The 26008-nt window shown below is 59.7% G+C and carries 29 protein-coding genes; 13 read left to right on the forward strand and 16 right to left on the reverse strand.

The genetic code is table 11. The annotated features are described in order from the left end of the window. Positions 1 to 66 precede the first annotated feature (66 nt). The 3 genes from purE to GOW04_RS13415 are packed head-to-tail and all read left to right on the forward strand — an operon-like array spanning position 67 to position 2374. The gene (purE, locus tag GOW04_RS13405; RefSeq protein WP_152458987.1) at positions 67 to 552 is read left to right on the forward strand and encodes a 5-(carboxyamino)imidazole ribonucleotide mutase; all 486 of its coding nucleotides are present in this window, start codon (positions 67 to 69) and stop codon (positions 550 to 552) included. Further along, positions 549 to 1304, forward strand: a complete 756-nt coding sequence (locus tag GOW04_RS13410; RefSeq protein WP_171232877.1) for an NAD(P)-binding domain-containing protein — start codon at positions 549 to 551, stop codon at positions 1302 to 1304. The genes purE and GOW04_RS13410 overlap by 4 nt, the downstream gene beginning before the upstream one ends. Before the next feature lie 2 nt (positions 1305 to 1306). After that, positions 1307 to 2374, forward strand: coding sequence for a 5-(carboxyamino)imidazole ribonucleotide synthase (locus tag GOW04_RS13415; protein WP_171232878.1), 1068 nt, complete (start codon positions 1307 to 1309; stop codon positions 2372 to 2374). 48 nt (positions 2375 to 2422) lie between these two features. Here the strand turns inward: GOW04_RS13415 and GOW04_RS13420 are convergent, their stop codons facing one another. The 6 genes from GOW04_RS13420 to GOW04_RS13445 all read right to left on the reverse strand — a co-directional run bounded on the left by GOW04_RS13420 (position 2423) and on the right by GOW04_RS13445 (position 8281). Next, positions 2423 to 3574 carry an alpha-D-ribose 1-methylphosphonate 5-triphosphate diphosphatase gene (locus GOW04_RS13420; RefSeq protein WP_171232879.1) on the reverse strand — a complete coding sequence of 384 codons (1152 nt, stop codon included), beginning with the start codon at positions 3572 to 3574 and terminating at the stop codon, positions 2423 to 2425. Then, on the reverse strand, positions 3571 to 4344 hold the full coding sequence (locus GOW04_RS13425; protein ID WP_171232880.1) for an alpha/beta fold hydrolase: 774 nt from the start codon (positions 4342 to 4344) through the stop codon (positions 3571 to 3573). The genes GOW04_RS13420 and GOW04_RS13425 overlap by 4 nt, the downstream gene beginning before the upstream one ends. Positions 4345 to 4382: 38 nt before the next feature. Next, positions 4383 to 5225 (reverse strand): DMT family transporter, encoded by an 843-nt coding sequence (locus GOW04_RS13430; protein WP_171118782.1) that lies wholly within the window; start codon positions 5223 to 5225, stop codon positions 4383 to 4385. Between the two features lie 244 nt (positions 5226 to 5469). Beyond that, positions 5470 to 7113 (reverse strand): chaperonin GroEL, encoded by a 1644-nt coding sequence (gene groL, locus GOW04_RS13435; protein WP_152458993.1) that lies wholly within the window; start codon positions 7111 to 7113, stop codon positions 5470 to 5472. A gap of 53 nt (positions 7114 to 7166) precedes the next feature. After that, on the reverse strand, positions 7167 to 7454 hold the full coding sequence (groES, locus tag GOW04_RS13440; RefSeq protein ID WP_152458994.1) for a co-chaperone GroES: 288 nt from the start codon (positions 7452 to 7454) through the stop codon (positions 7167 to 7169). Positions 7455 to 7606: 152 nt separating this feature from the next. Then, a complete protein-coding gene (locus GOW04_RS13445; RefSeq protein WP_171232881.1) occupies positions 7607 to 8281 on the reverse strand; it encodes a DUF2161 domain-containing phosphodiesterase in 675 nt (224 codons plus the stop codon). A gap of 110 nt (positions 8282 to 8391) precedes the next feature. On the opposite strand from GOW04_RS13445, the gene GOW04_RS13450 reads away from it, so the two are divergent. From GOW04_RS13450 to GOW04_RS13470, 5 genes are all read left to right on the forward strand, one after another. Further along, on the forward strand, positions 8392 to 9372 hold the full coding sequence (locus tag GOW04_RS13450) for a TraB/GumN family protein (protein WP_171232882.1): 981 nt from the start codon (positions 8392 to 8394) through the stop codon (positions 9370 to 9372). A 110-nt stretch (positions 9373 to 9482) separates the two neighbouring features. Then, positions 9483 to 10403: a manganese-dependent inorganic pyrophosphatase gene (locus tag GOW04_RS13455; protein WP_171229002.1), complete on the forward strand. Its 921-nt coding sequence runs from the start codon at positions 9483 to 9485 to the stop codon at positions 10401 to 10403. 133 nt (positions 10404 to 10536) lie between these two features. Next, on the forward strand, positions 10537 to 11613 hold the full coding sequence (locus tag GOW04_RS13460) for a DUF389 domain-containing protein (RefSeq protein ID WP_171168936.1): 1077 nt from the start codon (positions 10537 to 10539) through the stop codon (positions 11611 to 11613). Positions 11614 to 11715: 102 nt separating this feature from the next. Then, positions 11716 to 12591 carry a TIGR01459 family HAD-type hydrolase gene (locus GOW04_RS13465; RefSeq protein WP_171168937.1) on the forward strand — a complete coding sequence of 292 codons (876 nt, stop codon included), beginning with the start codon at positions 11716 to 11718 and terminating at the stop codon, positions 12589 to 12591. Positions 12592 to 12692: 101 nt separating this feature from the next. Further along, complete coding sequence (locus tag GOW04_RS13470) at positions 12693 to 13136, forward strand: MaoC family dehydratase (RefSeq protein ID WP_117872517.1); 444 nt, start codon at positions 12693 to 12695, stop codon at positions 13134 to 13136. Positions 13137 to 13211: 75 nt separating this feature from the next. On the opposite strand, the gene GOW04_RS13475 is transcribed toward GOW04_RS13470, so the two are convergent. Beyond that, on the reverse strand, positions 13212 to 14201 hold the full coding sequence (locus GOW04_RS13475) for a methylenetetrahydrofolate reductase (RefSeq protein ID WP_171232883.1): 990 nt from the start codon (positions 14199 to 14201) through the stop codon (positions 13212 to 13214). Continuing rightward, positions 14198 to 14779 carry a methylenetetrahydrofolate reductase C-terminal domain-containing protein gene (locus tag GOW04_RS13480; RefSeq protein ID WP_171232884.1) on the reverse strand — a complete coding sequence of 194 codons (582 nt, stop codon included), beginning with the start codon at positions 14777 to 14779 and terminating at the stop codon, positions 14198 to 14200. Before GOW04_RS13480 ends, GOW04_RS13475 begins: the two co-directional genes overlap by 4 nt. A gap of 260 nt (positions 14780 to 15039) precedes the next feature. Here GOW04_RS13480 and GOW04_RS13485 point away from each other — a divergent pair, with 260 nt between their 5' ends. Genes GOW04_RS13485 through GOW04_RS13495 form a run of 3 tightly spaced genes read left to right on the forward strand, consistent with a single transcriptional unit; the run spans position 15040 to position 17476 of the window. Next, positions 15040 to 15972, forward strand: coding sequence for a bifunctional riboflavin kinase/FAD synthetase (locus tag GOW04_RS13485; protein WP_171232885.1), 933 nt, complete (start codon positions 15040 to 15042; stop codon positions 15970 to 15972). Next, positions 15969 to 16442, forward strand: a complete 474-nt coding sequence (locus tag GOW04_RS13490; protein WP_171232886.1) for a YcgN family cysteine cluster protein — start codon at positions 15969 to 15971, stop codon at positions 16440 to 16442. The genes GOW04_RS13485 and GOW04_RS13490 overlap by 4 nt, the downstream gene beginning before the upstream one ends. Further along, the gene (locus GOW04_RS13495) at positions 16442 to 17476 is read left to right on the forward strand and encodes a low specificity L-threonine aldolase (RefSeq protein ID WP_171232887.1); all 1035 of its coding nucleotides are present in this window, start codon (positions 16442 to 16444) and stop codon (positions 17474 to 17476) included. The genes GOW04_RS13490 and GOW04_RS13495 overlap by 1 nt, the downstream gene beginning before the upstream one ends. Here GOW04_RS13495 and GOW04_RS13500 read toward each other — a convergent pair. Both GOW04_RS13500 and GOW04_RS13505 read right to left on the reverse strand, forming a co-directional pair. Further along, complete coding sequence (locus GOW04_RS13500; RefSeq protein ID WP_171232888.1) at positions 17463 to 18296, reverse strand: alpha/beta fold hydrolase; 834 nt, start codon at positions 18294 to 18296, stop codon at positions 17463 to 17465. The genes GOW04_RS13495 and GOW04_RS13500 overlap by 14 nt on opposite strands. Then, on the reverse strand, positions 18293 to 18895 hold the full coding sequence (locus GOW04_RS13505; RefSeq protein WP_152459006.1) for a 2-hydroxychromene-2-carboxylate isomerase: 603 nt from the start codon (positions 18893 to 18895) through the stop codon (positions 18293 to 18295). The genes GOW04_RS13500 and GOW04_RS13505 overlap by 4 nt, the downstream gene beginning before the upstream one ends. A gap of 107 nt (positions 18896 to 19002) precedes the next feature. Here GOW04_RS13505 and GOW04_RS13510 point away from each other — a divergent pair, with 107 nt between their 5' ends. Then, a complete protein-coding gene (locus GOW04_RS13510; RefSeq protein WP_152459007.1) occupies positions 19003 to 20022 on the forward strand; it encodes a ribose-phosphate pyrophosphokinase in 1020 nt (339 codons plus the stop codon). Positions 20023 to 20125: 103 nt separating this feature from the next. Beyond that, positions 20126 to 20575, forward strand: coding sequence for a ribose 5-phosphate isomerase B (gene rpiB, locus GOW04_RS13515; protein WP_152459008.1), 450 nt, complete (start codon positions 20126 to 20128; stop codon positions 20573 to 20575). A 44-nt stretch (positions 20576 to 20619) separates the two neighbouring features. Here the strand turns inward: rpiB and GOW04_RS13520 are convergent, their stop codons facing one another. From GOW04_RS13520 to GOW04_RS13545, 6 genes are all read right to left on the reverse strand, one after another. Beyond that, positions 20620 to 20970, reverse strand: a complete 351-nt coding sequence (locus GOW04_RS13520) for an H-type lectin domain-containing protein (protein WP_152459009.1) — start codon at positions 20968 to 20970, stop codon at positions 20620 to 20622. Between the two features lie 114 nt (positions 20971 to 21084). Beyond that, a complete protein-coding gene (locus GOW04_RS13525; RefSeq protein WP_171168948.1) occupies positions 21085 to 21495 on the reverse strand; it encodes a F0F1 ATP synthase subunit epsilon in 411 nt (136 codons plus the stop codon). Between the two features lie 12 nt (positions 21496 to 21507). Next, complete coding sequence (atpD, locus tag GOW04_RS13530) at positions 21508 to 22932, reverse strand: F0F1 ATP synthase subunit beta (RefSeq protein WP_152459011.1); 1425 nt, start codon at positions 22930 to 22932, stop codon at positions 21508 to 21510. 18 nt (positions 22933 to 22950) lie between these two features. Continuing rightward, positions 22951 to 23829 (reverse strand): F0F1 ATP synthase subunit gamma, encoded by an 879-nt coding sequence (locus GOW04_RS13535; RefSeq protein ID WP_171118815.1) that lies wholly within the window; start codon positions 23827 to 23829, stop codon positions 22951 to 22953. Between the two features lie 15 nt (positions 23830 to 23844). Next, the gene (gene atpA, locus GOW04_RS13540) at positions 23845 to 25383 is read right to left on the reverse strand and encodes a F0F1 ATP synthase subunit alpha (RefSeq protein ID WP_152459013.1); all 1539 of its coding nucleotides are present in this window, start codon (positions 25381 to 25383) and stop codon (positions 23845 to 23847) included. Further along, on the reverse strand, positions 25384 to 25944 hold the full coding sequence (locus tag GOW04_RS13545) for a F0F1 ATP synthase subunit delta (protein ID WP_171232889.1): 561 nt from the start codon (positions 25942 to 25944) through the stop codon (positions 25384 to 25386). Between the last annotated feature and the right edge of the window lie 64 nt (positions 25945 to 26008).

Below are 26008 nucleotides of genomic sequence, written 5' to 3' on the forward strand. Positions count from 1 at the left end.
CCGCATTGCCAGCCAACCGGATTTGGCTATAGTGCGCGCTCTTTCTGAGCGCGGGGACGTATGCGGATGAGCGATGTGAAAGTAGGGATCATCATGGGCAGCCAGTCGGACTGGCCCACGATGAAGGAAGCCGCGGATATTCTGGACGAACTGGGCGTCGCCTACGAAGCGCGCATCGTATCCGCCCACCGCACGCCGGACCGGCTGTGGGATTATGGCAAGACCGCCGTTTCGCGTGGGTTGCAGGTGATCATTGCAGGTGCAGGTGGGGCTGCGCACCTTCCGGGCATGATGGCGTCGAAAACGCGGGTGCCTGTGATTGGCGTCCCGGTGCAGACCCGAGCCTTGTCGGGCGTGGATTCGCTGTATTCCATCGTGCAGATGCCCAAAGGGTTTCCGGTGGCGACCATGGCGATCGGGTCCGCCGGCGGGGCCAATGCCGGTCTGATGGCGGCGGGCATTCTTGCATTGCAGGATGATGCTTTGGCCGAAAGGCTGGACAGCTGGCGTGACGCGTTGTCAGCCTCGATCCCCCAGGAACCGCAGGGATGAACCGGATCGGCTTTATCGGAACCGGCCATATCGCCGCGCCGATTGCGCGGCTGATGGCCGCCAAGGGGCACCAGATCAGCGTGACCGAGCGCAACGCCAAGGTTTCAGCCGCATTGAAGGCGGAACTGGGCGTAACCGTAGCTGCGCCTCAGGCCGTGATTGACACCTCGGACATCGTGTTCCTGTGCCTGCGCCCGCATATCGCGGCCGAGGTTCTGGACCCGCTGACATTCCGCGCCGATCAGCAGATCGTGTCGGTCATGGCGTCGGTGCCCGCCGAGCAACTTGCCGCGCTTTGCGCCCCTGCGTCGGATTTCGTGCAGACCATCCCGCTGGGCTTTCTGGAAACCGGCGGCTGCCCGATGGCGGCTTTTGGCAATGATCGCCTGCTGGCGGATCTGTTTGAACCGGAAAACCCCGTGGTCAAGGTTGCGGATGAAGCCGCGCTGAACGCGCATTTCGCCATTTGTGCCATGGTTCCCGGCATTCTGGACCTGATGGCCACCGGTGCCGAATGGCTGGGTGACGCAACCGGTGATGCGGACGGGGCCGAGTTCTATACAACGCAGTTGATGGCGGGTTTTCTGGCCTCGATGGAAAAAGGCGCCGCCGGACGGTTGGCGCAGGAGCGTGACGCCCTGGCGACCGAGGGCACGCTGAGCCTGCAAATGACGGACGCCCTGAAAGACGGGGGCGCGCACGAGGCGCTGCGGTCCGCGCTTGGGGCAATTGGCAAACGTTTGGAGAGTTGAAGATGGCGGAAATGCTCGCCCAAGGTGCAGTGATCGGGATTCTGGGGGGCGGTCAGCTGGGCCGGATGCTGTCCGTGGCAGCCGCCAGGCTGGGTTTTGTCAGCCATATCTATGAGCCGGGTGCGAACCCACCGGCGGGGCAGGTTGCGGATCGCGTCACCACTGCGGCTTATGACGATGCAGATGCGCTGAAAGCCTTTGCCGATGCGGTCGATGTCATCACCTATGAGTTCGAAAACATCCCGACCGAAGCGCTGGACATTCTGGAAGCGCACCGCCCGATCCGCCCCGGGCGCGAGGCCTTGCGGGTCAGCCAGGACAGGTTGACCGAGAAGACGTTTCTGCAAGAGCTGGGCCTGAAGACGGCCCCGTTTGCGGATATCACCGACCTGAACAGCCTGAATGCGGCGATCGAACAGATCGGGACACCCGCCATCCTGAAAACCCGTCGCTTTGGCTATGACGGCAAGGGGCAGGCCCGGCTGCGCAAGCCCGAGGATGCCGAGGCCGCTCTGGCCGATATGTCCGGGGCACCGGCCATTCTGGAAGGGTTCGTGGATTTCTCGCACGAGGTGTCGATCATCGCGGCCCGTGGTCTGGACGGTCAGGTCGCCTGTTTCGATCCGGGTGAGAATGTGCACCGCGATGGCATCCTGCGCACCACCACCATCCCTGCCCGCCTGTCCCCGGCCCAGCGCACAGACGCAATCCTGCTGGCGGCGAACATCCTGAACGCTCTCGAATATGTTGGTGTGATGGGCGTTGAGCTGTTCGTGACGCCCGGTGGCCTGATCGTGAATGAAATCGCTCCGCGGGTTCACAATTCGGGGCACTGGACGCAGAACGGCTGTGCTGTCGATCAGTTCGAACAGCATATCCGCGCCGTGGCGGGGTGGCCTTTGGGGGACGGGCAGCGCCATTCCGACGTCGTGATGGAGAACCTGATCGGCGACGACATGGACCGTGTACCCGAGCTGGCCCGCGAGCGGGATGTGGCGCTGCATCTCTATGGCAAGGCCGAGGTAAAGGCCGGGCGCAAGATGGGGCATTTCAACCGCATCAAACGTTGAGGGTGTCGCGGCGAGAGTATTTTGGAAAAGATGAAGGTTTTGCGGGGCCTATCCCAGAAACCGGGCGGCGATGTCGCCTGACATGTAACTGACGCGCCCACCGGCCAGGGTGGCCGCAACGCGATGGGTGTCCGCATCCAGGATGACCAGATCCGCGCGTTTTCCCGGCGCGAGCGTGCCCCTGTCCTGCATGTCCAGCACCCGCGCGGGGCCGGACGAGACCAGCGCCCAGGCACCGGCCAGATCCAGCAGACCGGTTTTGGCCAGCATCAACGCTGCGCGGCGCGGGCTGGGATAGTGATAATCCGAGGCCAACGCATCACAGAGCCCCATGGCGATCAGTTCGACGGCGCTTGCGTTCCCCTTGTGTGATCCGCCCCGCACAACGTTGGGAGAGCCGAGGATAACGTGATCCCCGGCGGAACGCGCGGCTTCGGCGGCTTCAAGCTTTTCGGGGAATTCGGCAATGCGCACGCCCCGGTCGTGCCACCATGCCCTAGTCTCGGCGGTCGCGTCATCATGGCTGCCCAAACGCACCCCCATTGAGACAAGTTCGGCGCTGAGTGCTTCGACGGCAGCGGGAACCTCGTTCCTACGGGCATGCATATGGAGCAGCATCTCAAAATGCGCATCCGGATTGCGTCCGGCCTTCAACGCCTGCCCGGTCAGGCGCGGCGGCTTTTTGCCCTGCGCCAAACGATCATGCGGCAGGTGATCATTGAACACCACATAGGGCACCTGCCATTCGGCGATGCGATGGGCCAGACCCTCGTAATCCCCTAGCATGTTAGTCTCGAACCGCAATTGCGGGATCAGATCCGTGACGGTGCTGTTCTTGACCGCAGCGATGGCCTGAAACACCTGCGCGGCAAACTCGGGGCCACGCACGCCACCTTCCCAGCTGTAGAACTGGGCCAGAACGGCGGTGGTGATGCCATTGGCGGCCAGTTCGGCTTCGGCTGCCAGAATGCCTTCGCTCATTTGCTTCATTGCGCCCCGGCGCGGGGCGATGTGGCGTTCGAACCCGTCCCCGTGCAGGTCGACGATACCGGGCAGGACAAGATAACCGGTCAGGTCAACCCTGCGCCCGGTCCGATCTTGCTGAATGACACCCTCCGCTATCGAGAGATCGCAGCGCGACAGACCATCCCCCGGCAAAAGAACCTCTGCGCCGGTCAAAGTCAGATCCAGAGAGGTCATCGTGTGGACTCCGAGTCAGGTTCCGAGCAATCCTGCCCGATGCAGATCTCATCGATTATCTCCATCACGCCGTCCAGCCAGGTGATCTGCCGATCGAATTGGCCAAATTCGATGAAATGCAGCGCCTGTGCCATAACGCGCGGGTTGTTCATCATGAACGTGTGGGTCACCGGCAGAACAAGATGATCCTTCATCCCTTCGACCTTGGTGGTTTCAACCGAAACCTTACCGTCATCCGGCCCGTCGATCAGCGATGAAAACAGCGGGTTGAGCGAATTCTCACCCGCGATCACCCCCAGCTCAAAATCCACCGGCGGCAGGCGGCGCGGAATGCCTTCAGGACCTGTGCCCAATTGCAGGCCCGCCGGGCCGTTCAGATACCCGAACACTTCCCATGCGCTCAGCTCATCGACCAACTGGCTGCCCTGATTGGGCGGGCCGAGCATGACGACACGACCCAGGTTTTCGGGCCGATGGTCCTTGAGCCAATAGCGCAACAGGATACCGCCCATGGAATGCGCAACGACATTGGCTTTGTCATCACCACATGCCGCAAGCGCGTCCGGTATGGTTTGCCTTGCCAGTTCCGGAATACCGATTTCGGTCGATGGATACCCGTGGCGCACAACGGTATAGTCATGCGCCTTGAACAGCTGCTCCATCACGGTGAACGAGGCCTCGGTGCGCGCAAGGCCGTGCAGAAGGATCACGCATTTCGCACTGGCTGCGGCAGGAGCGAGGCAGAAGAGCAAGGCAATCAAAAGTTTCATAACCGCCAGATAAAGCCTATCAGCCTTTGATAAAAGCCCTAGCCCCGGTGACGTCGCAGCACGGCCAGCGCGATACCGCCCAAAACAAGCGTGGCCCCGATGATAAGCCGCACTCCGGCAATCTCGCCCAGAAAGGCGACACCGCCGAGAATTGCGATCACCGGCACGCTGAGTTGAACGACAGCCGCCACGGACGGGGCCAGTTGAGGCAAAACACGGTACCACAAAGCATAACCAAGCCCGGATGTTACCGCGCCGGACAGGACGGCCAGCAGATACCCCGCCCCGCTCATCTGCCAGGCGCTGCCGCCGGCAAGCATCGCCAGGGCAGTCACCGGCAAAGCGACGATGAAATTGGCGGCCGTTCCCTCCAGCGGGTTTGTTTCTGATCGGCCCGCTATCGAGTAAAGGGCCCAACCAATACCGGCGGCGGCCATCAGAGCCGCGCCAGCCAAGTCGACTTGAACGGCGCCAGTCGGCCACAGCACATAGGCAAGACCTGCAAGCGCAACCCCTGCCCCCGCCACCTGCCGGGCGGTCGGAGTCGCGCCCGTCAATGCGCCCACAGAAAACATCGTAATTTGCACCACACCGAACAGAATCAATGCACCCAAGCCTGCATCCAGCGTCAGGTAGGCGATTGAAAATCCGATCATGTAGAGCGTCAACGACCCCGCGCCAATGATCCGCCTTCGATTGCGCAGCGGAAGGCGCCCTCCGCGTGCCAGCACAAGAGCGGCCAGGACCACGGCCCCCGCCAAAACCCGAACGATGGCAAATCCGGTTGGATCGCTGGCTCCGCTGTCGATGGCCAGCCGGTTCAGAATGGAGTTCGCCGCAAAGGCACACATGGTCAGGGCGGTGAGCAAAAACAATCTCATGCCATCCGCATAGCCGTTCGGGCGGGATTTGCACACTCACTTTCGCGAAGGTTGTGGGAACAGACATCCGGCGCCGGACAAAGCAGCGTCTAAACACGCCTTGAAAACAGAACTGTCAACACAAAACGGGGCCGCCCGAAGGCGACCCCGTTCTCAAGCTCCAATGCTCCCCCCTCGGCAGCTTGGCGATACCGCCAAGCGCCTGTCGGGTCGCCAGAATTCGCCAGAGGCGAATTCGGCGTGCTTACATCATGCCGCCCATGCCGCCCATGTCGGGCATGCCGCCGGCAGGTGCCGCGCCTTCCTTGGCAGGCTTGTCGGCAACCATTGCTTCGGTGGTAACCAGCAGGCCAGCAACCGATGCAGCGTCTTCCAGAGCAGTCCGAACCACTTTGGCCGGGTCAATCACACCGAACGAGAACATGTCGCCATATTCTTCGGTCTGCGCGTTGAAGCCGAATGCTGCGTCCGACGATTCACGGACCTTGCCGGCCACAACCGCGCCGTCGACACCTGCGTTCTCGGCGATCTGGCGCAGCGGCGCTTCGATTGCCTTGCGAACGATGTTGATACCTGCGTCCTGATCGGCGTTTGCACCTTTCAGAGCTTCCAGTGCTTTACCGGCCTGGACCAAAGCAACACCACCGCCCACAACAACGCCTTCCTGAACGGCAGCGCGTGTTGCGTTCAGAGCATCGTCCACACGGTCTTTGCGCTCTTTCACTTCAACTTCGGTCATGCCGCCGACGCGAATAACGGCAACACCGCCTGCCAGTTTGGCAACGCGCTCTTGCAGCTTCTCACGGTCGTAGTCGCTGGTGGTTTCTTCGATCTGAGTGCGGATCTGAGCAACACGAGCTTCGATCTCGGCTTTCTCGCCAGCACCGTCGACGATGGTGGTTTCGTCTTTGGTGATTTCGATTTTCTTGGCGGTGCCCAGCATGTCCATGGTTACGGACTCGAGCTTCATGCCCAGATCTTCGCTGATAACCTGACCGCCGGTCAGGATTGCGATGTCCTGCAACATGGCCTTACGGCGATCGCCGAAGCCAGGTGCTTTGACAGCAGCAATTTTCAGGCCGCCGCGCAGTTTGTTGACAACCAGAGTTGCCAGCGCTTCGCCTTCAACGTCTTCCGCGATGATCAGCAGCGGCTTCTGCGACTGGATCACTTGTTCCAGCAGCGGAACCATCGGCTGCAGCGACGAGAGTTTCTTCTCGTGCAGCAGGATCATGCAGTCGTCGAGTTCTGCAATCATCTTGTCTGCGTTGGTGACGAAGTAAGGCGACAGGTAGCCGCGGTCGAACTGCATACCTTCGACAACGTCGGTCTCGGTTTCCAGACCTTTGTTTTCTTCGACGGTGATGACACCTTCGTTGCCAACCTTCTGCATCGCGTCTGCGATCTGCTGACCGATTTCGGCTTCGCCGTTGGCCGAGATGGTGCCAACCTGGGCAACTTCTGCCGAGTCTTTGACTTCGCGCGAGGCTTCTTTGATGCCTTCAACAACCTTGGCGGTTGCCAGGTCTATGCCGCGCTTCAGGTCCATCGGGTTCAGGCCAGCTGCAACCTGCTTCAGGCCTTCTTTTACGATCGCCTGTGCCAGAACGGTTGCGGTGGTGGTGCCGTCGCCGGCTTCGTCATTGGTGCGGCTGGCGACTTCTTTCACCATCTGCGCGCCCATGTTTTCGAACTTGTCTTCCAGTTCGATTTCCTTGGCAACCGAAACACCGTCCTTGGTGATGCGCGGTGCGCCGAAAGATTTGTCCAGAACCACGTTGCGGCCTTTGGGGCCCAGGGTCACTTTAACCGCGTCGGCCAGGATGTTCACACCCTTCAGCATACGATTGCGGGCATCGGTGTCGAATTTGACGTCCTTTGCAGCCATGTCGTTTCTCCTTGAGAAATAAGTTTGAAATGAAGATCAGAGAAAGCGCGCGCTTACTCGATGATCCCCATGATGTCGCTTTCTTTCATCATCAGCAGCTCTTCGCCGTTGACGTTGACCTCGGTGCCCGACCATTTGCCGAACAGGATCTTGTCCCCAGCTTTGACAGCCATTGCGATCAGTTCGCCGCTGTCCTTGCGCGCACCTTCGCCGGTTGCGACGACTTCGCCTTCGCTCGGCTTTTCTTTTGCGCTGTCAGGGATGATCAGGCCGCCTGCGGTTTTCTCTTCGCTCTCTACGCGGCGAACCAGCACACGGTCATGAAGCGGTTTCAATGCCATCTTTGCAGCTCCTTGGGCTCAAAGTTTATCTATCCTCCCCCCGCCTTCCGACGAGGCGTTAGCACTCGGAGTGTGTGAGTGATAACGACGCATAGCTAGGGAGTCTAAAAGTCCGAGTCAACAATTTGTGAGAGATTTTTTTGCAAAATGGATCAGTCAGCCTGTTCCCAGCTATAGGCCCAATGCTTCAACCCTTCTGCGCCCTCTGACGTAAGCCCATAGATGCCTTTTTCAACCTTCTCGAACCACCCGTAGTGGTTTTCCCGCATCAGCCGGGTGGCGACCGGGACCGCGACCGATCTGGCGACGTCCGCCCCCTTGGACGGGCCATTCTCGGCCAGATAGGCCGCACATTTCAGCGCATCCTGCCGATACGCCGTCACGATACCATGGCGCGTCGCGCCCCCGGCGTTCGGGTCGCCTTGCAGCCGGTCGAATTCGCGCAGCAACCGTGCGGCCCCGGCTTTGTTCTTACGGGGCGCGTAGGGGCCGGGATCGCACTGAACCTCGACCGTGCCATCAGCCCGCACGGTGATAAGGCCCAGACCAAGTCTACGACACAGTGCCAGATTATCCTTGAGCGCCCGCCGGGCCGTTCGACCCGTGGGTTTGCAGACTGCAACATAAACCAGATCAGTGAGTTTCAGCCGGGTGATCGCCTGATGAAACAGGGCCAGCGTGAACCGCAGTTTCAGTTCGACAATCACCGGCGCATCCCCATCGCGCACCGCAACGATGTCGGCTGCGCCGACTTCGCCCTTGACGATGTATCCCTGACGCTCCAGCAGCGCCTTGACCGGGGGATAAAGATCCTGCTCGCGGTTCATGTGCCCATGCTACGCAGATTGTCGGGGAATACCAGACGGGCGGCTTGAACATCGGTAGGTGGCGTGGCTAAGTCTGGGTTCAACTTCTTGACACCATTCAGGCTGGCCCCATGCGTTTGCTCACTTTTCTTGCGTTCCTTCTGTTTCCGATCTCGGCTCAGGCCGCGTGCGAGGGGGTGGACCTGCGCCCGCAACTGCCTGAGGAAACCCGGACCAAATTGCAAAGTGCAGTGGCCCAGATCGCTTATCCAGAAGGCAATCACTGGATTGCACGCAAGGGCGACACGGTTTTGCACATCATCGGCACGTTGCACAGTTACGATCCGCGCATGGAAGACGTGATTGACCGCCTGTCGCCCGAACTCAGCAAAGCGGACGCCTTTTATTTCGAAGTCACTCAGCACGACATGGACGCTTTCGAAAAGACCATGGCCAACGACCTGAGTGCGGTAATGATAACCTCAGGCCCTACGTTGATCGATCTGATGGCGGAAGACGACTGGGATGCGCTGTCCGCAGCCCTGGCCCAGCGCGGCATCCCCGGCTGGATGGCTGCGAAAATGCGTCCGTGGTTCCTGACCATGATGCTGAGCATTCCGCCCTGCATGATCGAGGACCCGAATTCAACTTACGGAATGGACGCCCGCCTGAACGATCTGGCCGTTGAAAAAGGTATCCCGCAGCACTCGCTGGAACGCATCGAAGACCTGATGGCCATGTTCGACAGTTATCCGCTCGAGAAACAGGTCGAGTCGCTTGTGCGCCTGTCCGGGGCGATGCAGGGCAATGCGGACCAGTTGGCCACCATGGCCAACGCGTATCTGGAAGAAAAGCACGCCGAGATCATACAGCTTGCCCGCCTACAGGGGCTTGAGCAGTCGGGCCTGAGCCCCGAAGCCTTTGATGCGGAATGGCAAAATTTCGAGCAGCAGTTGCTGGTGCAGCGAAATGCCAACTGGATGGCGCAGATTCTGGACATCAGGGATCAGACAGTTGTGATTGCGGTCGGCGCGGGACACCTGAGCGATGATTACGGCCTGCTGAACCAACTGGAAGAAGCCGGATACGTTCTGACACGCGCCGAATTCTGAACGGACCCAGCGGTTTTCAGACCAAGCGTCGCAGACAGTGCTCAGCGGCGTGACAACGGCTTTTAGCCGCCCTATAAGGCGCGCAAATTTCCATTCCGCAGGACACTGACATGACGACGCTAGTATTTGGCCACAAATCCCCCGACACAGATTCCACAGGTTCGCCGATCCTGTGGTCGTGGTACCTGAACGAGGTCAAGGGTGAGCAGACCGAACCCGTGCTGCTGGGTGAACCCAACACCGAAGCAACATTCATGCTGGAAAACTGGGACCTGCCCAAGCCGCGGATCCTTGAGGACCTGCCTGCGGAAACCCCGGTGGTTATCGTCGACACCAACAACCCCGCCGAACTGCCGGCCAACATCAACGACGCGGATATCCGCGCCATCATCGACCATCACAAGCTGGTCGGTGGCCTGGAAACCAAAGGCCCGATCGACATCACCGTGCGCCCCCTGGCCTGCACCGCCACCATCATGGTTGATCTGATGGGCGAAGATGCGGCCAAGATGCCCGACGCAATCAAGGGCGCCGCGCTTACCTGCATTCTGTCGGATACTCTGGAATTCCGCTCTCCGACCACCACAGCGCATGACCGCGAGGTTGCAGAACGTCTGGCGGCTGAGCTCGAGCTGGACATTTCGGCATATGCGGCAGACATGTTCGCGGCGAAATCGGATGTCTCGTCCTTTTCGGACGCCGAGTTGATCCGCATGGACAGTAAAGAATACGAGGTCGACGGCACCAAATTCCGGGTCTCGGTTCTGGAAACCACCGCCCCCGGCGTCGTTCTGGACCGCAAGGCCAGCCTGGCGGACTCGATGGTGGACGTTGCCAAGGAAGACGGCGTCGATCAGGTGCTGCTGTTCGTGGTTGATATCCTGAACGAAGAGGCCACGCTGCTGGTCCCCAATGATCTGGTCAAAACCGTGGCCGAGAAAAGCTTTGGCGCAACCGTAGACGGGGACGCCGTCGTTCTGCCCGGTATCATGAGCCGCAAAAAGCAGATCATTCCGAACCTGAAGGTCTGATCCTCAAGCGACCCAAATCTGAAGGCGTCCAATTCGGGCGCCTTTTTTCTTTGCTGACAGCCATTTGCGGACGCGTTGTCGGTTGTTAGTCTGACCGGGGGGTCAAAAGCCTATCCCAGGTCAGGTAAATGCAATGGTCGTACGAAAACTAAGCACCACCCGCAGCATCCTTCTTTTTGAAGGTGCCGACAAGGCGGCGTATTGGCGACGCTTTGCAATGCTGCTGACGCTGTCGGTCGTGATTGCCACCATGGGTTTGCTGCGCAACTCCGGCGCTGTCGTGATCGCGGCCATGCTTGTGGCACCGCTGATGACCCCGATCCTCGGGGTGGCAGCCGCGATGGTCATGGGATGGCTGAAACGCGCGGTGACGCTGGCGCTTACGGTGTGCCTGGCTGCCATTGTCTGCGTGATGATGGCGTGGTTTCTGGTCTATGTCGCAGATGTTCCCCGTGGCATTTTGATCCCCGATCAGGTCCTGGCGCGCACCGATCCCGGCACCGAAGACCTGATCGTCGCGCTCGCTGCCGGTGTGGCCGGGGCCTATGTTCAGATCAACAAATCCGAATTGAGCCTTCTACCCGGCGCGGCCATCGGCGTTTCGCTTGTTCCCCCGCTGTCGGCCTCGGGCATTCTTTTATATTTTGACGAACCCGCCGAGGCCTATGAGGCAGGGCTGCTTTTCGCAACGAATCTTGGCGCGATCATTCTGTCAGCCTGCGCGGTTTATCTTGTCTATGCCGCGCGGTCCGTGGTTTTCAGCAAGGGAAAGCGCAAGCTGAACTTTACCGCCAGCGTCTTTGTCGCGATCGCGTTTCTGGTCGTCGTAGTCCTGCAACTTGGGAAGTCCACCTACAACCGTTATCTGGAGACGCGCACCGAGGCGCAACTGGCCGATGCCATTCGCGCATGGGCCGATCCGGTTTCCGTGGAAATCATCCGCATCGACGTCAACGCTCAGCGCAAGCGGGCCGAGGTTTGGCTGGTCGTCGATCTGCCGGCCGAGGCGCAGTTCAAAGTTTCTTCCATTGCCGGTTTGCTGCCACCCAAGCTGCGTGAGACCCCTCTGGTCGGGGTGCTGGAGGAGGAGCTTGGACCCGGATACCTGGCCATTATCCGGTATCAGCCGCGTATCGGGGCCCAGATCATCCTGGGAACGGAAAACGTTCAGCAGGCCCCGGACGTCACTGAAATTACCGAAGACGAGTAGCAGTTTCACCCATTCCTTCGCGCAAACGGGAATGCGGGATGGTGTTCGGGCCCAAGCTTTGCCATAGCTGTCGCCAGCGCGATATCAGACCCAGAGGCCCCCATGACCCAGATCGTTTCCTCGCTTTCCGAGATCTCGGACCGTTACAAGGCATTGTTCGTCGACCTTTGGGGCTGTGTTCACAACGGCATCACGGCCTACCCCGAGGCCGTCGAAGCGCTGAAGGCCTATCGCGCCAAGGGTGGACTGGTGGTCTTGGTCACGAACTCTCCCAAACCCCGCGCCGGGGTGGCAGAGCAACTCGTGCAATTCAACGTCCCCGCCGACGCGTATGACACCATCGCCACCAGCGGGGATTCCGCGCGATCTGCGATGTTCCGCGGTGCTGTCGGGCATAAGGTTTATTTCATGGGCGAGTGGCAGCGCGATGCGGGCTTTTTCGAACCGCTGAAACTGCTGGATCACCCCATTCATATCGAGCGTGTGCCGCTGAAGGAAGCCGAGGGTATTGTCTGCTGCGGCCCGTTCGACCCGATGGCCGACCCGGATGTGAACCGGCCGGATTTCCTGTACGCCAAGCAGATGGGGATGAAACTGCTTTGTGCTAACCCTGACATTGTCGTGGACCGCGGCGAGGTGCGCGAATGGTGTGCCGGTGCTTTGGCCAGGCTGTACACCGAAATGGGCGGCGAGAGCCTGTATTTCGGCAAACCGCATCCCCCGATCTATGATCTGGCCCGTCGCAGGTTGCAGGAACTGGGGCACGATATCCCCGACAGCGACATTCTGGTGATCGGCGACGGCCCCCACACGGACATTCTGGGCGGCATGGGAGAGGGCATTGATTCTCTGTTCATCTCGGGCGGATTGGCCGCGGCAGAAACAAAAACGTCGCATCATCCGCACCACGAATCCTTAACCGCCTATATTGAAAGGGAAAAGATCAATCCAACCTACACGATCGGGCGCTTGAGGTAGCAAGAAAAGACTTGATTTTCTGCAACTGCGAAGTAATAAAGTTGCCAACCTTGGCCAAATGATGGTTTTTTCTTTCACGGCCGACTTCGAGTGAGGGCAACATGTTGGACAATCTTCCGCGCGGAACGATCTGTATCGAAGACATCGAAATGGGGATGTCCCGCCACCTGCGCAAAGTGGTGACGGATGAAGATATCGAAATGTTCGCGCAGGTCTCGACCGACCGGAATCCGGTGCATCTGGACGACGACTATGCCCGCGATACGATCTTCGAAGGCCGTATTGCCCACGGAATGCTGACGGCGGGTCTGATCTCGGCCGTGATTGGTGAACAACTGCCGGGTCATGGCACCGTTTACATGGGTCAGTCACTGAAGTTCCTGGCGCCTGTGCGTCCGGGTGACATGGTCTATGCCGAGGTGAAGGTGATCGACATCGATTTTGCCAAGCGCCGAGTCAAGCTGGACTGCCATTGTTCGGTCGAGGGCAAGAAGGTCCTGATCGGCGAAGCCATGGTGCTTGCCCCGTCGCGCAAGTTCGATTGACTGGCAAACACAGTCTTGCAAAAGGCGCCGGACCGGCGCCTTTTTTGTTTGGGCACTCAATTGCACACAAGGTCGTCAGGAAGAACGAGTTCGTTTTCGCCCTTTCAGCGCACCTGATTCCAGAATGATTTCCGACACCACGTGTTCACGCCTGTAGGCCATCACATGAACCCCGGAAACACCGGCGATGTCCCGGATCTGCTGGATCAGTTCGATACAGATCTTCTTGCCCTCTTCCGCGGGCTTTTCGGCCTTTTCCATCCGCTCGATGACATGATCCGGGATGTGAATTCCGGGCACATTGCTGCGCATCCAGCGTGCCGCGCGTGCCGAAGCGATGGGCCCCACACCGGCGATGATGAATACTTTTTTGTCCAGACCGGCATCCCGAACACGATCCATGAACCTTTCAAAGAGCGGAATGTCGTAGATATAGTTGGTCTGAATAAACTCGGCGCCCGCCTCGACCTTCTTTGCAAGACGTTCCGGGCGCCAGTCATAGGGCGGTATACAGGGGTTTTCCGCCGCACCCAAAAACAGTTGAGGGGGGCGCGTGATCTTGCGGCCTGAGAGAAACTTTCCCTGATCGCGCATCGTTCGGATCGTCCGCAGCAAGGTCAGGGAATCGAAGTCGAACACCGGTTTTGCCCCCGGTTGATCCCCAACCCCGACACCGTCGCCCGTCAGGCACAGCACGTTGCTGACGCCCAGCGCCGCAGCCCCCAGAACATCCCCCTGAATGGCGATCCGGTTCCGGTCTCGGCAGGAAATCTGATAGACCGGAGAATACCCCGCGCGGGTCAACAACGCACAGATCCCTATCGAAGACATGTGGCAGTTGGCACCAGACGCATCGGTTGCATTGATCGCATCCGCCACTTCACCCAGCGGCTGCGCCGCCTGAAAAACATCCTCGGGGTCAGCGCTGTCTGGCGGGTTCAGTTCAGCGGTCACCGCAAAGCGGCCCGAACGCAGAACTCTTTCCAATCGACTGTGCGAAACATAGCCTTCGGGAACAGGCACATAGCCGATCGGCTCGACCTCGCTGCGATGGGCATCATTCATTTCTTCAGCTCCCGGTTCACCGCGTTGGGGGGTTCAGCAGCCAGAGGTGCCGCAGAGGGTTCGTTTTCGCGCGCCTCCGGGAACGCCTGCGCAAGCGTTTCGCGGGCAGCGTCCCGGGCCTCGCGTTCCTGTGCAGCGATCTCGCGGCTGACCCGCAGCCAGGATGATGACCCTTTCAACGTGTGTTCCACGGGCGGAAGAACCTCTTTTATCTTGTCGCCCCCGTGTTGCATGCGGCTGGCCCCGTCCCAGGCCAAAGCCCAGACGCATTTCATATCGGGCTTCACCTCGCAGAACTCACCGGAACGTACGCCGCCGCATGGGCCGTTGCGCAGTTGCTTGGGGCAGTTCATCGGGCAAGACATACCCGTCGAAGACAAAACGCATTGTCCGCACATCTTGCAATCAAACAAAAGACTTTTGACGCCTTTTTCGACCAGCGCGATGGGGCGTTCAACGCGGTTGTAGCCGATCCTTGCAAAGACCGGATCCATCGCGACCATGCCCCGTTCGACACATTTGTAAATCCACTCGAACGCACGGGCGTTGCGAATCGCGAACAGTCGCAATCGATACATGGTCTGCCTCCTGTGCTGGGTCCATTTGAACCTGGCCGGGCCATCGTCCGCCCCCCCAGCGTGGTCCGAGGGCCGGAAACCCAGTCTACACCCAGTATTTTTTTTGGATCAAGCAGTTGGCCGAATGTCGCACAGCATTCCGGGGATGCCCTGTGTGCAATCAGGTCTGACAAATGGTTTTGGTGTGTTTCGCCAGGACCCGTGCCTTGAATTCAAACTGCCGCTTGAACAAATCGCAACGCAACGCTACGCAATCGCCTATGCACATCATCCGGGATTTCCAGTTTGTCGAGCCAGAAGATCGCGGCGCCAGCGTTGCGATCGGGAATTTTGATGGCGTCCATTTGGGGCACCAGTCGGTCATCGAACTGGCCCGCGACGCGGCCCCGGATGCGCCACTGGGGGTCATGACATTCGAGCCGCATCCACGTGAATACTTTGCGCCGGACTCTCCTCCGTTCCGCCTGATGCGCGGCAATGCGCGGGCGCATCGGCTTGAGAAGCTGGGTGTGGAGAAACTGTACGAGCTGCCGTTCAACGCGGCGCTGGCCGGGCTTTCCCCTGATGAATTCGCGCGCAACGTGATTTGTGACGGTCTGGGTCTGTCCCATGTCGTGGTCGGGGCCGATTTCTGTTTTGGCAAGGGCCGCAGTGGGACGGCTGACGATCTGGTTCGCTTCGGGCAAGAGATGGGATTTGGCGTGACGATTGCCCCTTTGATGCAGCGGTCGGAAAACGTGGTCTCGTCAACCGCCATCCGCACCGCATTGAGCGAGGGTCGCCCAAGGGATGCCGCCGCGATGCTGGGCCATTGGCACAGGATCGAAGGCGAGGTGATCGGCGGCGAGCAACGCGGGCGGGAACTGGGTTTCCCAACTGCGAACATGTCCATCGAAGGGCTCCATCCGCCGAAATTCGGTGTCTACGCGGTATTGGTCGACGTGCTGGATGGCCCGCATCAGGGCAGTTATCACGGCGCGGCCTCGGTTGGGGTGCGCCCGATGTTCCATGGCGAAGTGCCAAATATCGAAACCTTCCTGTTCGACTTTTCCGGCGACCTGTACGGGGCGACCTTGTCGGTGGGGCTGATCGATTTCCTGCGCCCTGAAATGACATTTAAGGGGCTGGATGGTCTGATCGCGCAGATGAATGCCGATTGTGAACAGGCCCGGGGCATACTGGCCGCCCTATGAGCGCCGATCCGATTGAACGCACCGGCCTGCCCGCCCGGTTCTGGGAACGCAAACCCCTGCGCAAGATGAACCAGCGCGAGTGGGAGGCCCTGTGTGACGGCTGCGGCAAGTGCTGCCTCAACAAGCTGGAAGATGAAGACTCGGGCGAAGTTGCCCTGACCTGCGTCGCCTGCCGACTGCTGGACGATGAAAGCTGCCGCTGCACGCAATATGACATCCGGCATCAATTTGTCCCGGAATGCATCGTCATAACACCCGACAATATCGACGAACACGCCTATTGGTTGCCGCAAACCTGCGCCTATCGGCTGCTGTGGGAGGGCAAACCGCTTTACGACTGGCACCCATTGTTGTCTGGTACGCCGGAAACCGTGCACGCCGCAGGCGTGTCGGTCCGAGGGCGCACGGTGTCCGAGTTCGAAACCCCCATGGAAGAGTGGGAAGACTACATTATCGAGGAGCCTAGCTGATGTATTTCGCATCTGACAATTCCGGGCCGGTTCACCCGCAGGTCATGGCCAAACTGGCCGAGGCCAATCAGGGCTACCAGATGGCCTATGGCGCCGACACGATGATGAACGAGGTGCGTGACCGCATTCGCAGCATCTTTGAAGCGCCGGGGGCGGCCGTCTATCTGGTGGCGACGGGGACAGCGGCAAATTCGCTGGCCCTTGCCACATTGTCCAACCCTTGGGAAACGATCTTCTGCTCTCCGGTTGCCCATATTCACGAAGACGAGTGCAACGCGCCCGAGTTTTTCACCGGCGCCAAGCTGACCCTTGTTCCCGGCGGCGACAAGATGGCGCCGGACGCGCTGCGCGGGTCCATCCTGGGCGAAGAAACCCGTGGTGTTCACGGGCCGCAACGCGGGCCGGTGTCGATCACCCAGGTCACCGAGCGCGGATCGGTCTATTCGCTGGAGGAGTTGCAGGCGCTGTGCGGGGTCGCAAAGGAATATGGCTTGCCGGTCCATCTGGATGGGGCCCGGTTCAGCAATGCCCTGGTGGCCCTGAATTGCTCTCCGGCTGACATGACATGGAAAGCTGGGGTGGACGCGGTCAGCTTCGGCGGCACCAAAAACGGCCTGATGGGCGTTGAAGCGGTGGTGTTCTTTGACGAGAGCAAGGCCTGGGAATTCGAGCTGCGGCGCAAACGCGGGGCGCATCTGTTTTCCAAGCATCGCTACCTGTCCGCTCAGATGGCGGCCTATCTTGAGGATGATCTGTGGCTGAAGCTGGCGCGTCAGGCCAATGCAAACTGTGCCCGGCTGGCCGATGGCTTGCGTGCAAAAGGCGCCGAGTTCCTGCACGAACCACAGGCCAATATGATCTTTACCGCTTTTTCACGCTCAAAGCACAAACAGCTGCATGAGGCCGGGGCGATCTACCACCTCTGGGGGGCAGAGCTGGAAGGTGATGATGACGACGAAAGCCTTGCATGCCGACTGGTCTGCGACTGGTCGATCGGGACAGCCGAGATCGATCAGTTTCTCAGCCTGTTGTAACACCCGTCTCTTGGCCAGCTTTCCAGAGATCCTCAAGCAGCACGCTGGTTTCACCGGGGTGCGAAATGGGCAGCATGTGCCCCGCACCTTGAACGACCTCATGGCGTGCGTTCGGCAGACGGCGCTGCAATCCTTTACAGATTGCGGGGATCGTCGGGTGGGTCTTTGATCCGCTCAGCAACAGGGTTGGCATCGATACGCGCTTGCATCCGTCGGGGTCAAGCAACCTGGCGCGGTCATCGTACAGAACGGGATAAGACGCAGGAACAACATGAATTCCACGCACCATGCTGGCGCGCGTCCGCTCTGGCAGGTCAGGCCATTTGGGGCTGATGTCAGTGCTCCACATCCGGTTGAACAACCGCGCGGCCAGCGCTTCGTCGCCTGCTTGGAACGCTGCTTCAATCGGCTGGGACTCTCGCAGGTGCTGATCGAACAAATCGGGCGCGTCCTGTTTTGCCACGGCAAAGAACACAGGCTCGATCAGGGTCAAACTTCGTATACAGTCCGGGTGCTCGATGGCCAGTCTGAGCGCAACGATCGCCCCAAAGGAATGGCCGACCAGATCCGTGGGCTCGGTCAATTCGACCGCCGCCAGCCCTGTCACAGCGTCAAAGAAATCGCTTTGACCGTCCCAATCCGGACTGCGCCCATGAGACAGCATGTCCGGTGCAACAAGACACACGCTGCCATCCAATGCCTTGGCCAGGCCGGACCACGCGCCGGAATGTGCAATGGTGCAATGAAGGGCAAGCAATTTGCGCCCTCCGTCGCCCAATCGTCTCACGAAGCCGGACTGCATCGCCGTCGGGGCTGTCATCCATTCATCTCGGACAGATGCCGATCCAGATCGTCCAGGCGATCCTGCCCCCAGAACCTTTGACCATCCGGCGTGATGTAGAACGGCGCGCCGAACACGCCGCGATCCACGGCTTCTTCCAAGTTGGCGGCATAGGTTTCGGCCCCGACTAGCAGACCGCTGTTGGCCAGTTCCGGGTCAAACCCGGCATTTGCCAGGCAGTCCCTGATCACATCATCCTGAGCGACGTCCTTTTCTTCGGCCCAGCAGGCGCGCAGGATCAACTGACACAACTTGCCTACGTCGCCCGAACCATCCTTGATCGCGGCGATGATCGCATAGGAAGACGGCGCCATGTTGGTCGGCCAGTGCGCCGGTTGCAGGTTGAACTCCATCCCCAGATTCTTCGATTGGCGCAGCAGCTCCTGAGCGCGGTATTCGATGCGCGATACATGACGGTCCTTCGGCGGCGTGCCCCCGGTGCGTGCGAACAGGGCCATGATGTCCAGCGGCTTGTAGTTGATCGTTGCGTCGTGTTTCGCCGCAATCTCTTCCAGCCGGTTCCCCGCAAGATAGCTGTAGGGCGAAATTGTCGCAAAAAAGTAGTCAATCCGGGTCATGTTCACTTTCTCCGCTGCGTTACCTTTGCGGGACGGTAAGGCCATGCTAAGCGGTGTCAACATCACGAATCTGTCACATTGCCATTGCTGCCCGGGGACCTCAGCCGATGCCGACACTTCACGAACCCAAGCTTATCGCTGGGAACGCCAACCTTCCACTTGCCGAAACCATCGCCCGCCGCATGAGCCTGTATCGCGGTGTCGACCAGGGATTGGTCGATGCGCGCGTCGAACGTTTCAATGACGGCGAGATCTTCGTCGAAGTGTTCGAGAACGTACGCGGCGAGGATATGTTCATCATCCAGCCGACCTCGAACCCGGCCAACGACAACCTGATGGAGCTGCTGATCATCGCCGACGCACTGCGCCGCTCGTCGGCGCAACGGATCACGGCCGTGATCCCGTATTTCGGCTATGCCCGCCAGGATCGCCGCACCAAGGCCCGCACGCCCATCAGTGCCAAGCTGGTGGCCAATATGCTGACCGGTGCAGGGATCGAGCGGATTCTGACGATGGATCTTCATGCCGCGCAGATTCAGGGCTTTTTCGATATGCCCGTCGACAATCTGTACGCTTCGCCGATCTTTGCGCTGGATGTCAAAAACCAGTTCAAGGACAATCTGGATGAGATCATGGTGGTTTCACCCGACGTGGGCGGCGTGGCGCGCGCCCGTGAACTGGCCAAGCGCATCAACGCCCCCTTGTCGATCGTTGACAAGCGGCGCGAGAAAGCAGGCGAAGTCGCGGAAATGACCGTTATCGGGGATGTGAAGGACAAGATCTGCCTGATCGTCGACGACATGTGTGACACCGCCGGAACGCTTTGCAAGGCCGCGCAGGTCCTGTTGGACAATGGCGCCAAGGAAGTTCATTCGTACATCACGCATGGCGTCATGAGCGGCCCTGCGGTCGAGCGAGTGACGAACTCGGTCATGAAGTCGCTGGTGCTGACCGACACGATCCAGCCGACCAAAGAGATTTTGAAGGCAAAGAATATCCGCATCGTTCCGACTGCGCCGATCTTCACCCAGGCGATCCTGAACATCTGGAACGGAACCAGTGTGTCTTCGCTGTTCGAAGACAAGACACTGACCCCGATCTACGAATCCATGTATCAGATGGATTGAGCTACAGGGGCGGCCGAACATGTCGCCCCCTGATATCTGAAATACCGATTGCGCGGATATCTGACCATGGGGCGCGATCGGCGACACAAGTGGAATCACCTCCATGACTGCCAACAAACGTATTGTTCTTTCCAGCGATCACGCGGCGATCGAGCTGCGCCAGTCCGTGGCCAACCACATCGCGCAGCAAGGTTGGGACGTGGTTGATATCGGCCCGACAACCCCCGAAAGCACCCATTACCCCAAGCATGGAAAGGCCGCGGCGCAGGCCGTTGCCTCGGGCGATTGCAGCTTGGGTATCGTCCTTTGCGGCACTGGGCAGGGTATCATGATGGCTGCGAACAAAGTGCCCGGCATTCGCTGTGGCGTTTGTTCAGACGCATTCTCGGCCCGCATGATCCGCCAGCACAACAACGCCAACATGCTGTCGATTGGTGCGCGGGTTGTCGGCGAAGGTCTGGCGCTGGACATCGTTGACGCGTTTCTGGGTGCCGAATTCGAAGGCGGCCGCCACGCCACGCGCGTGGACATGATCGAAGCGCAGGACGACTGAGCCCAATCAATCGTTCAAACGCCTGAAAACATGGCGAACCCGGATCAGGAAATATTCCAATCGTCCGGGTGTGCCACCTCTCCTATCGCGGTCCAGCTTGCCCGGATGCGGGCAATCCGAGTGTCGGACCAGGTCCGGAATACTGCGTCAAAACCCTCGGCGGTGATATGTTCGGCCTGAACCTCTGCGCGCAGCGCCGAGGACGTGTCGACATCCCACAGCGAGATCCCGATCTGCACCACGGGCGGGGTCCGAAATGCTTCTTTGAACCGAATGTGTGTGCGGCGTTCACGCGGCCCCTGCCCGGTCCACATATCGCCGCCTTCAGCAAACTCCGAGAACAGGACATCTTCACCCTGCTCAATTCCAATGGGATGGGTTAGAAACTTTTTCATCTTATCATCATTATTCTTGAATTCCCGCAACTTACCCCGGCATTTCGGCAAAAGCACGACAAAAAAACGGCCCCGCAATTGCGAGGCCGCTCAAATTTTTCACCAGTGGGCCCGTTACAGGCTCATATGCGTTCCAAGCGCTTCCATGTCGGCCAGCAGCTTGGCTGCATCGTCGACAATGGTCTGTTCGCCGTTTTCCTTCGCCACCTCGTGCGAGGCGCGCGCCTCGGCGATCAGCTCATCCAGATGCGCGCGGGTTACTTCCGCCACCGGGATGGCCTTTTCGGCCAGAACCGACAGGCTGTCGCCGTTGATCTGGGCAAACCCGCCGGTGACCAGGTATTCGCTGGACCCTTCGGGTGCCTCGACCTTGAGCAGACCGGGGCGCAGCGTGGTGATGGTGGGGGCATGATCGGGCATTGCCGTCATGTCCCCGTCCGCGCCGGGAATCTGGACCGCGCTCGCCTGAAGCGAAGCAAGGCTCCGCTCGGGGCTGACGAGGTCGAATTGCATCGTGTTTGCCATCAGGGATACTCCTTAGGCGGCTTCTGCGGCCATCTTCTCCGCTTTGGCGATCACTTCGTCGATGCCGCCAACCATCAGGAAGGCCGCTTCGGGCAGGTGATCGTATTCGCCGGCCACAACGGCCTTGAACGACGCGATGGTCACATCCAGAGGAACCTGAACGCCCGGCGAACCGGTAAAGACTTCGGCCACGTCGAACGGCTGCGACAGGAAGCGCTCGATCTTACGGGCACGTGCCACGGTCAGTTTGTCCTCTTCCGACAGTTCGTCCATGCCGAGGATTGCGATGATGTCCTGCAGCGACTTGTAGCGCTGGAGGATCTGCTGAACGTCGGTCGCAACCTTGTAGTGCTCTTCACCAACGATGGCCGGGTCGAGCAGACGCGAGGTCGAGTCGAGCGGGTCAACCGCAGGGTAGATACCCTTTTCCGAGATCGCACGGTTAAGAACGGTGGTCGCGTCCAAGTGAGCGAACGAGGTTGCCGGCGCGGGGTCGGTAAGGTCGTCCGCAGGCACGTAGATCGCCTGAACCGAGGTGATCGATCCCGACTTGGTCGAGGTGATGCGTTCCTGCAAGGCGCCCATGTCGGTGGCCAGCGTCGGCTGGTAGCCCACCGCCGAAGGAATACGACCCAGCAGAGCCGACACCTCGGAACCCGCCTGCGTGAAGCGGAAGATGTTGTCGACGAAGAACAGAACGTCGGTACCGGACTGGTCGCGGAACTGTTCCGCCAGGGTCAGACCGGTCAGAGCGACACGTGCACGCGCACCCGGAGGCTCGTTCATCTGACCATAAACCAGGGCCACTTGGCTTTCCGACAGGTTGTCGGGTTTGATGACGTTCGATTCGATCATCTCGTGGTACAGGTCGTTGCCTTCACGGGTCCGTTCACCAACACCCGCGAACACCGAGAAGCCCGAGTGCACTTTTGCGATGTTGTTGATCAGTTCCATGATCAGAACGGTTTTACCAACGCCGGCACCGCCGAACAGGCCGATCTTGCCGCCTTTGGCGTAAGGGGCCAGCAGGTCAACGACCTTGATGCCGGTCACCAGGATTTCCGACTCGGTCGACTGTTCGTCGAACTCGGGCGCGGGCTGGTGGATGGCGCGGGTTTCGGTGGCTTCGACCGGGCCCTTTTCGTCGATCGGTTCGCCAACCACGTTCAGGATGCGGCCCAGGGTGGCGTTGCCGACCGGAACCGAGATCGGTGCGCCGGTGTCGGTCACGGCCTCACCGCGGACCAGACCTTCGGTCGCGTCCATCGCGATGGTACGGACAGTGTTTTCACCCAGGTGCTGAGCAACTTCCAACACCAGGCGCTTGCCGTTGTTGGTGGTTTCCAGCGCGTTCAGAATTTCAGGCAGCTGATCTTCGAAGTGCACGTCGACGACGGCCCCGATGATCTGTGTGACTTTGCCTTTTGCATTCGCCATGTTTCGTCTCCGGTTTTCTTACAGCGCTTCGGCGCCGGAAATAATTTCAATCAGCTCGTTGGTGATCACGGCCTGACGCGAGCGGTTGAACTGGATCGTCAGTTTGTCGATCATCTCACCCGCGTTGCGTGTCGCGTTGTCCATCGCGGACATCCGTGCACCCTGTTCAGACGCCCCGTTTTCGAGCAGAGCCGAGAAGATCGCAGTCGCAACCCCCTTGGGCAGCAGGTCGGCCAGAATGGCTTCTTCGCTGGGCTCGTAGTCGAAGATGGCACCGCTGTCGTCACCCGCCGCTTCGTCCTCGAACGAGGCAGGGATGATTTGCTGTGCCGTTGGGATCTGGGTCACGACGTTGACGAACTTCGAGTAGAAGATCGTGGCCACGTCGAACTCTCCCCCGTCGAAACGAGACAGGATGTCCTTCGCGATGTCCTGCGCGTTGGCATAGCCCAGACGCTTGACTTCGCTCAGGTCAATATGTCCAACGAACAGATCGCCAAAATCACGCTTGAGCGCGTCGCGGCCCTTCTTGCCGACAGTCAGAACCTTGACCGTCTTGCCTTTCAGGCGCAGCTCTTCCGCCTTTTGGCGGGCCAGCTTGGCGATGTTCGAGTTGAAGCCGCCGCAGAGGCCGCGTTCAGCTGTCATGACAACCAGCAGATGGACATCATCGCTGCCCGTACCACGGAGCAGCTTGGGGGCGCTGTCGCTGCCCCCGACCGAAGCCGCCAGCCCTGCCATCACGGCATTGAACCGTTCGGCATACGGACGCGAGGCTTCGGCAGATTCTTGGGCGCGGCGCAGTTTTGCAGCCGCGACCATCTGCATGGCCTTGGTGATCTTGCGGGTCGATTTGACCGACTCGATCCTGTTTTTAAGGTCCTTAAGATTTGGCATATGCCCGCCTCTCCCTTAAGCGAAGGTTGCGGCGTATTCGTCCAGCGCAGCCTTGATCTTGTCGGAAGCGTCACCCTTGATCTTGGGGTCTTCGTCCGTGATCCACTGAAGCAGATCCGCGTGCTTGCCACGCAGGTGTGCCAGCAGGCCAGCTTCGTAACGGCCAACGTCGGACACATCGATCTTGTCGAGGTAACCGTTGGTACCTGCGAAGATGACGCAGACGATTTCAGCGTTGGTCAGCGGCGAGTACTGCGGCTGTTTCATCAGCTCGGTCAGACGCGCACCACGGTTCAGCAGCTGCTGGGTTGCGGCGTCGAGGTCTGAACCGAACTGCGCAAAAGCAGCCATTTCGCGGTACTGAGCCAGTTCCAGTTTAACCGGACCGGCAACCGACTTCATCGAGTTAGTCTGAGCCGAAGAGCCCACACGCGAAACCGACAGACCGGTGTTCACGGCAGGACGGATGCCCTGGTAGAACAGTTCGGTTTCCAAGAAGATCTGGCCATCGGTGATCGAGATCACGTTGGTCGGAATAAACGCCGAAACGTCACCACCCTGAGTTTCGATAACCGGCAGAGCGGTCAGCGAACCCGCGCCGAAGTCTTCGTTCAGCTTCGCCGAACGTTCCAGCAGACGGGAGTGGAGGTAGAAAACGTCGCCAGGATAGGCTTCACGTCCGGGCGGACGACGCAGCAGCAGCGACATCTGACGATAAGACACAGCCTGTTTCGACAGGTCATCATAGATGATCAGCGCGTGGCGGCCGTTGTCGCGGAAGTATTCAGCCATCGCAGTTGCGGCGTAAGGCGCCAGGAACTGCATCGGAGCCGGGTCCGAAGCGGTTGCGGCCACAACGATCGAATATTCAATCGCACCGGATTCTTCCAGTTTCTTCACCAGCTGTGCAACGGTCGAACGCTTTTGACCGATTGCAACGTAAACGCAGTACAGTTTTTTCGACTCGTCGTCGCCTGCTGCGTCGTTGTAGGTTTTCTGGTTCAGGATTGCGTCCAGAGCAACGGCGGTTTTGCCGGTCTGACGGTCACCAATGATCAGCTCACGCTGGCCACGGCCGATCGGGATCATCGCGTCAACCGATTTCAGGCCGGTTGCCATCGGCTCGTGAACCGATTTACGCGGGATGATGCCGGGCGCTTTTACGTCTGCAACGCCACGCTTGGTTGCGTTGATCGGGCCTTTGCCGTCCAGCGGGTTGCCCAGACCGTCCACAACGCGGCCCAGCAGCTCGTCACCGATCGGAACGTCCACGATCGAGTTGGTGCGCTTGACGGTGTCACCTTCTTTGATGTCACGGTCGGAACCGAAGATAACGACACCGACGTTGTCGCTTTCCAAGTTCAGCGCCATGCCCATGATGCCGCCGGGGAATTCGACCATCTCACCGGCTTGCACATTGTCCAGACCGTATACACGGGCAATCCCGTCACCGACGCTCAGCACGCGACCGATCTCGGCCACTTCGGCTTCCTGACCAAAATTCTTGATCTGGTCCTTCAGGATTGCAGAAATCTCTGCAGCTTGGATTCCCATTTATCCGACCTCTTTCATTGCATTCTGTAGGGAGTTCAGCTTCGAACGGATCGAACTGTCGATCATTTTCGAGCCCACTTTAACGACAAGACCGCCGATGAGGCTATCATCCACGGTCGCATTGATTGTCACCGTCTTGCCCACACGCTCGGACAGTGTCTTGGACAGTTTTTCCATCTGGGTCTTGGTCAGTGCCTTGGCCGAGGCAACCTCGGCGGTCACTTCGCCGCGCTCTTCGGCCAGCATGTCGCGCAGAACCTTCAGCAGTTGCGGCACGACGAACAGGCGGCGCTTCTGCGCCATCAGACCCAGCGTGTTGCGCAGGATGGGGTTCAGACCCATCTTGTCTGCGATCGCAGTGATCGCGCCTTCCTGTTCAGCGCGGGAAACCAGCGGCGATGCGATCAGGTCGCGCAGCTCTGCACTGTCGTCCAGCGCGGCTGCCAGATCATTGATGCCGGATTCCAGACCTGCAAGGTCGTTGTTCTCTTTTGCGATCTCGAAGATCGCGGTGGCATAGCGCTCGGCGATGCCAGTGGAAATCGAAGCTGGTTCGGACACGTCCACCCTTCCGATATTTTGGGCCCCGAATTCGCGTGCGGCAGCTACCCCGGGGGCGTGAAGA

The organism is Ruegeria sp. HKCCA4812 (assembly GCF_013034245.1).
Classification (GTDB): Bacteria; Pseudomonadota; Alphaproteobacteria; order Rhodobacterales; family Rhodobacteraceae; genus Ruegeria.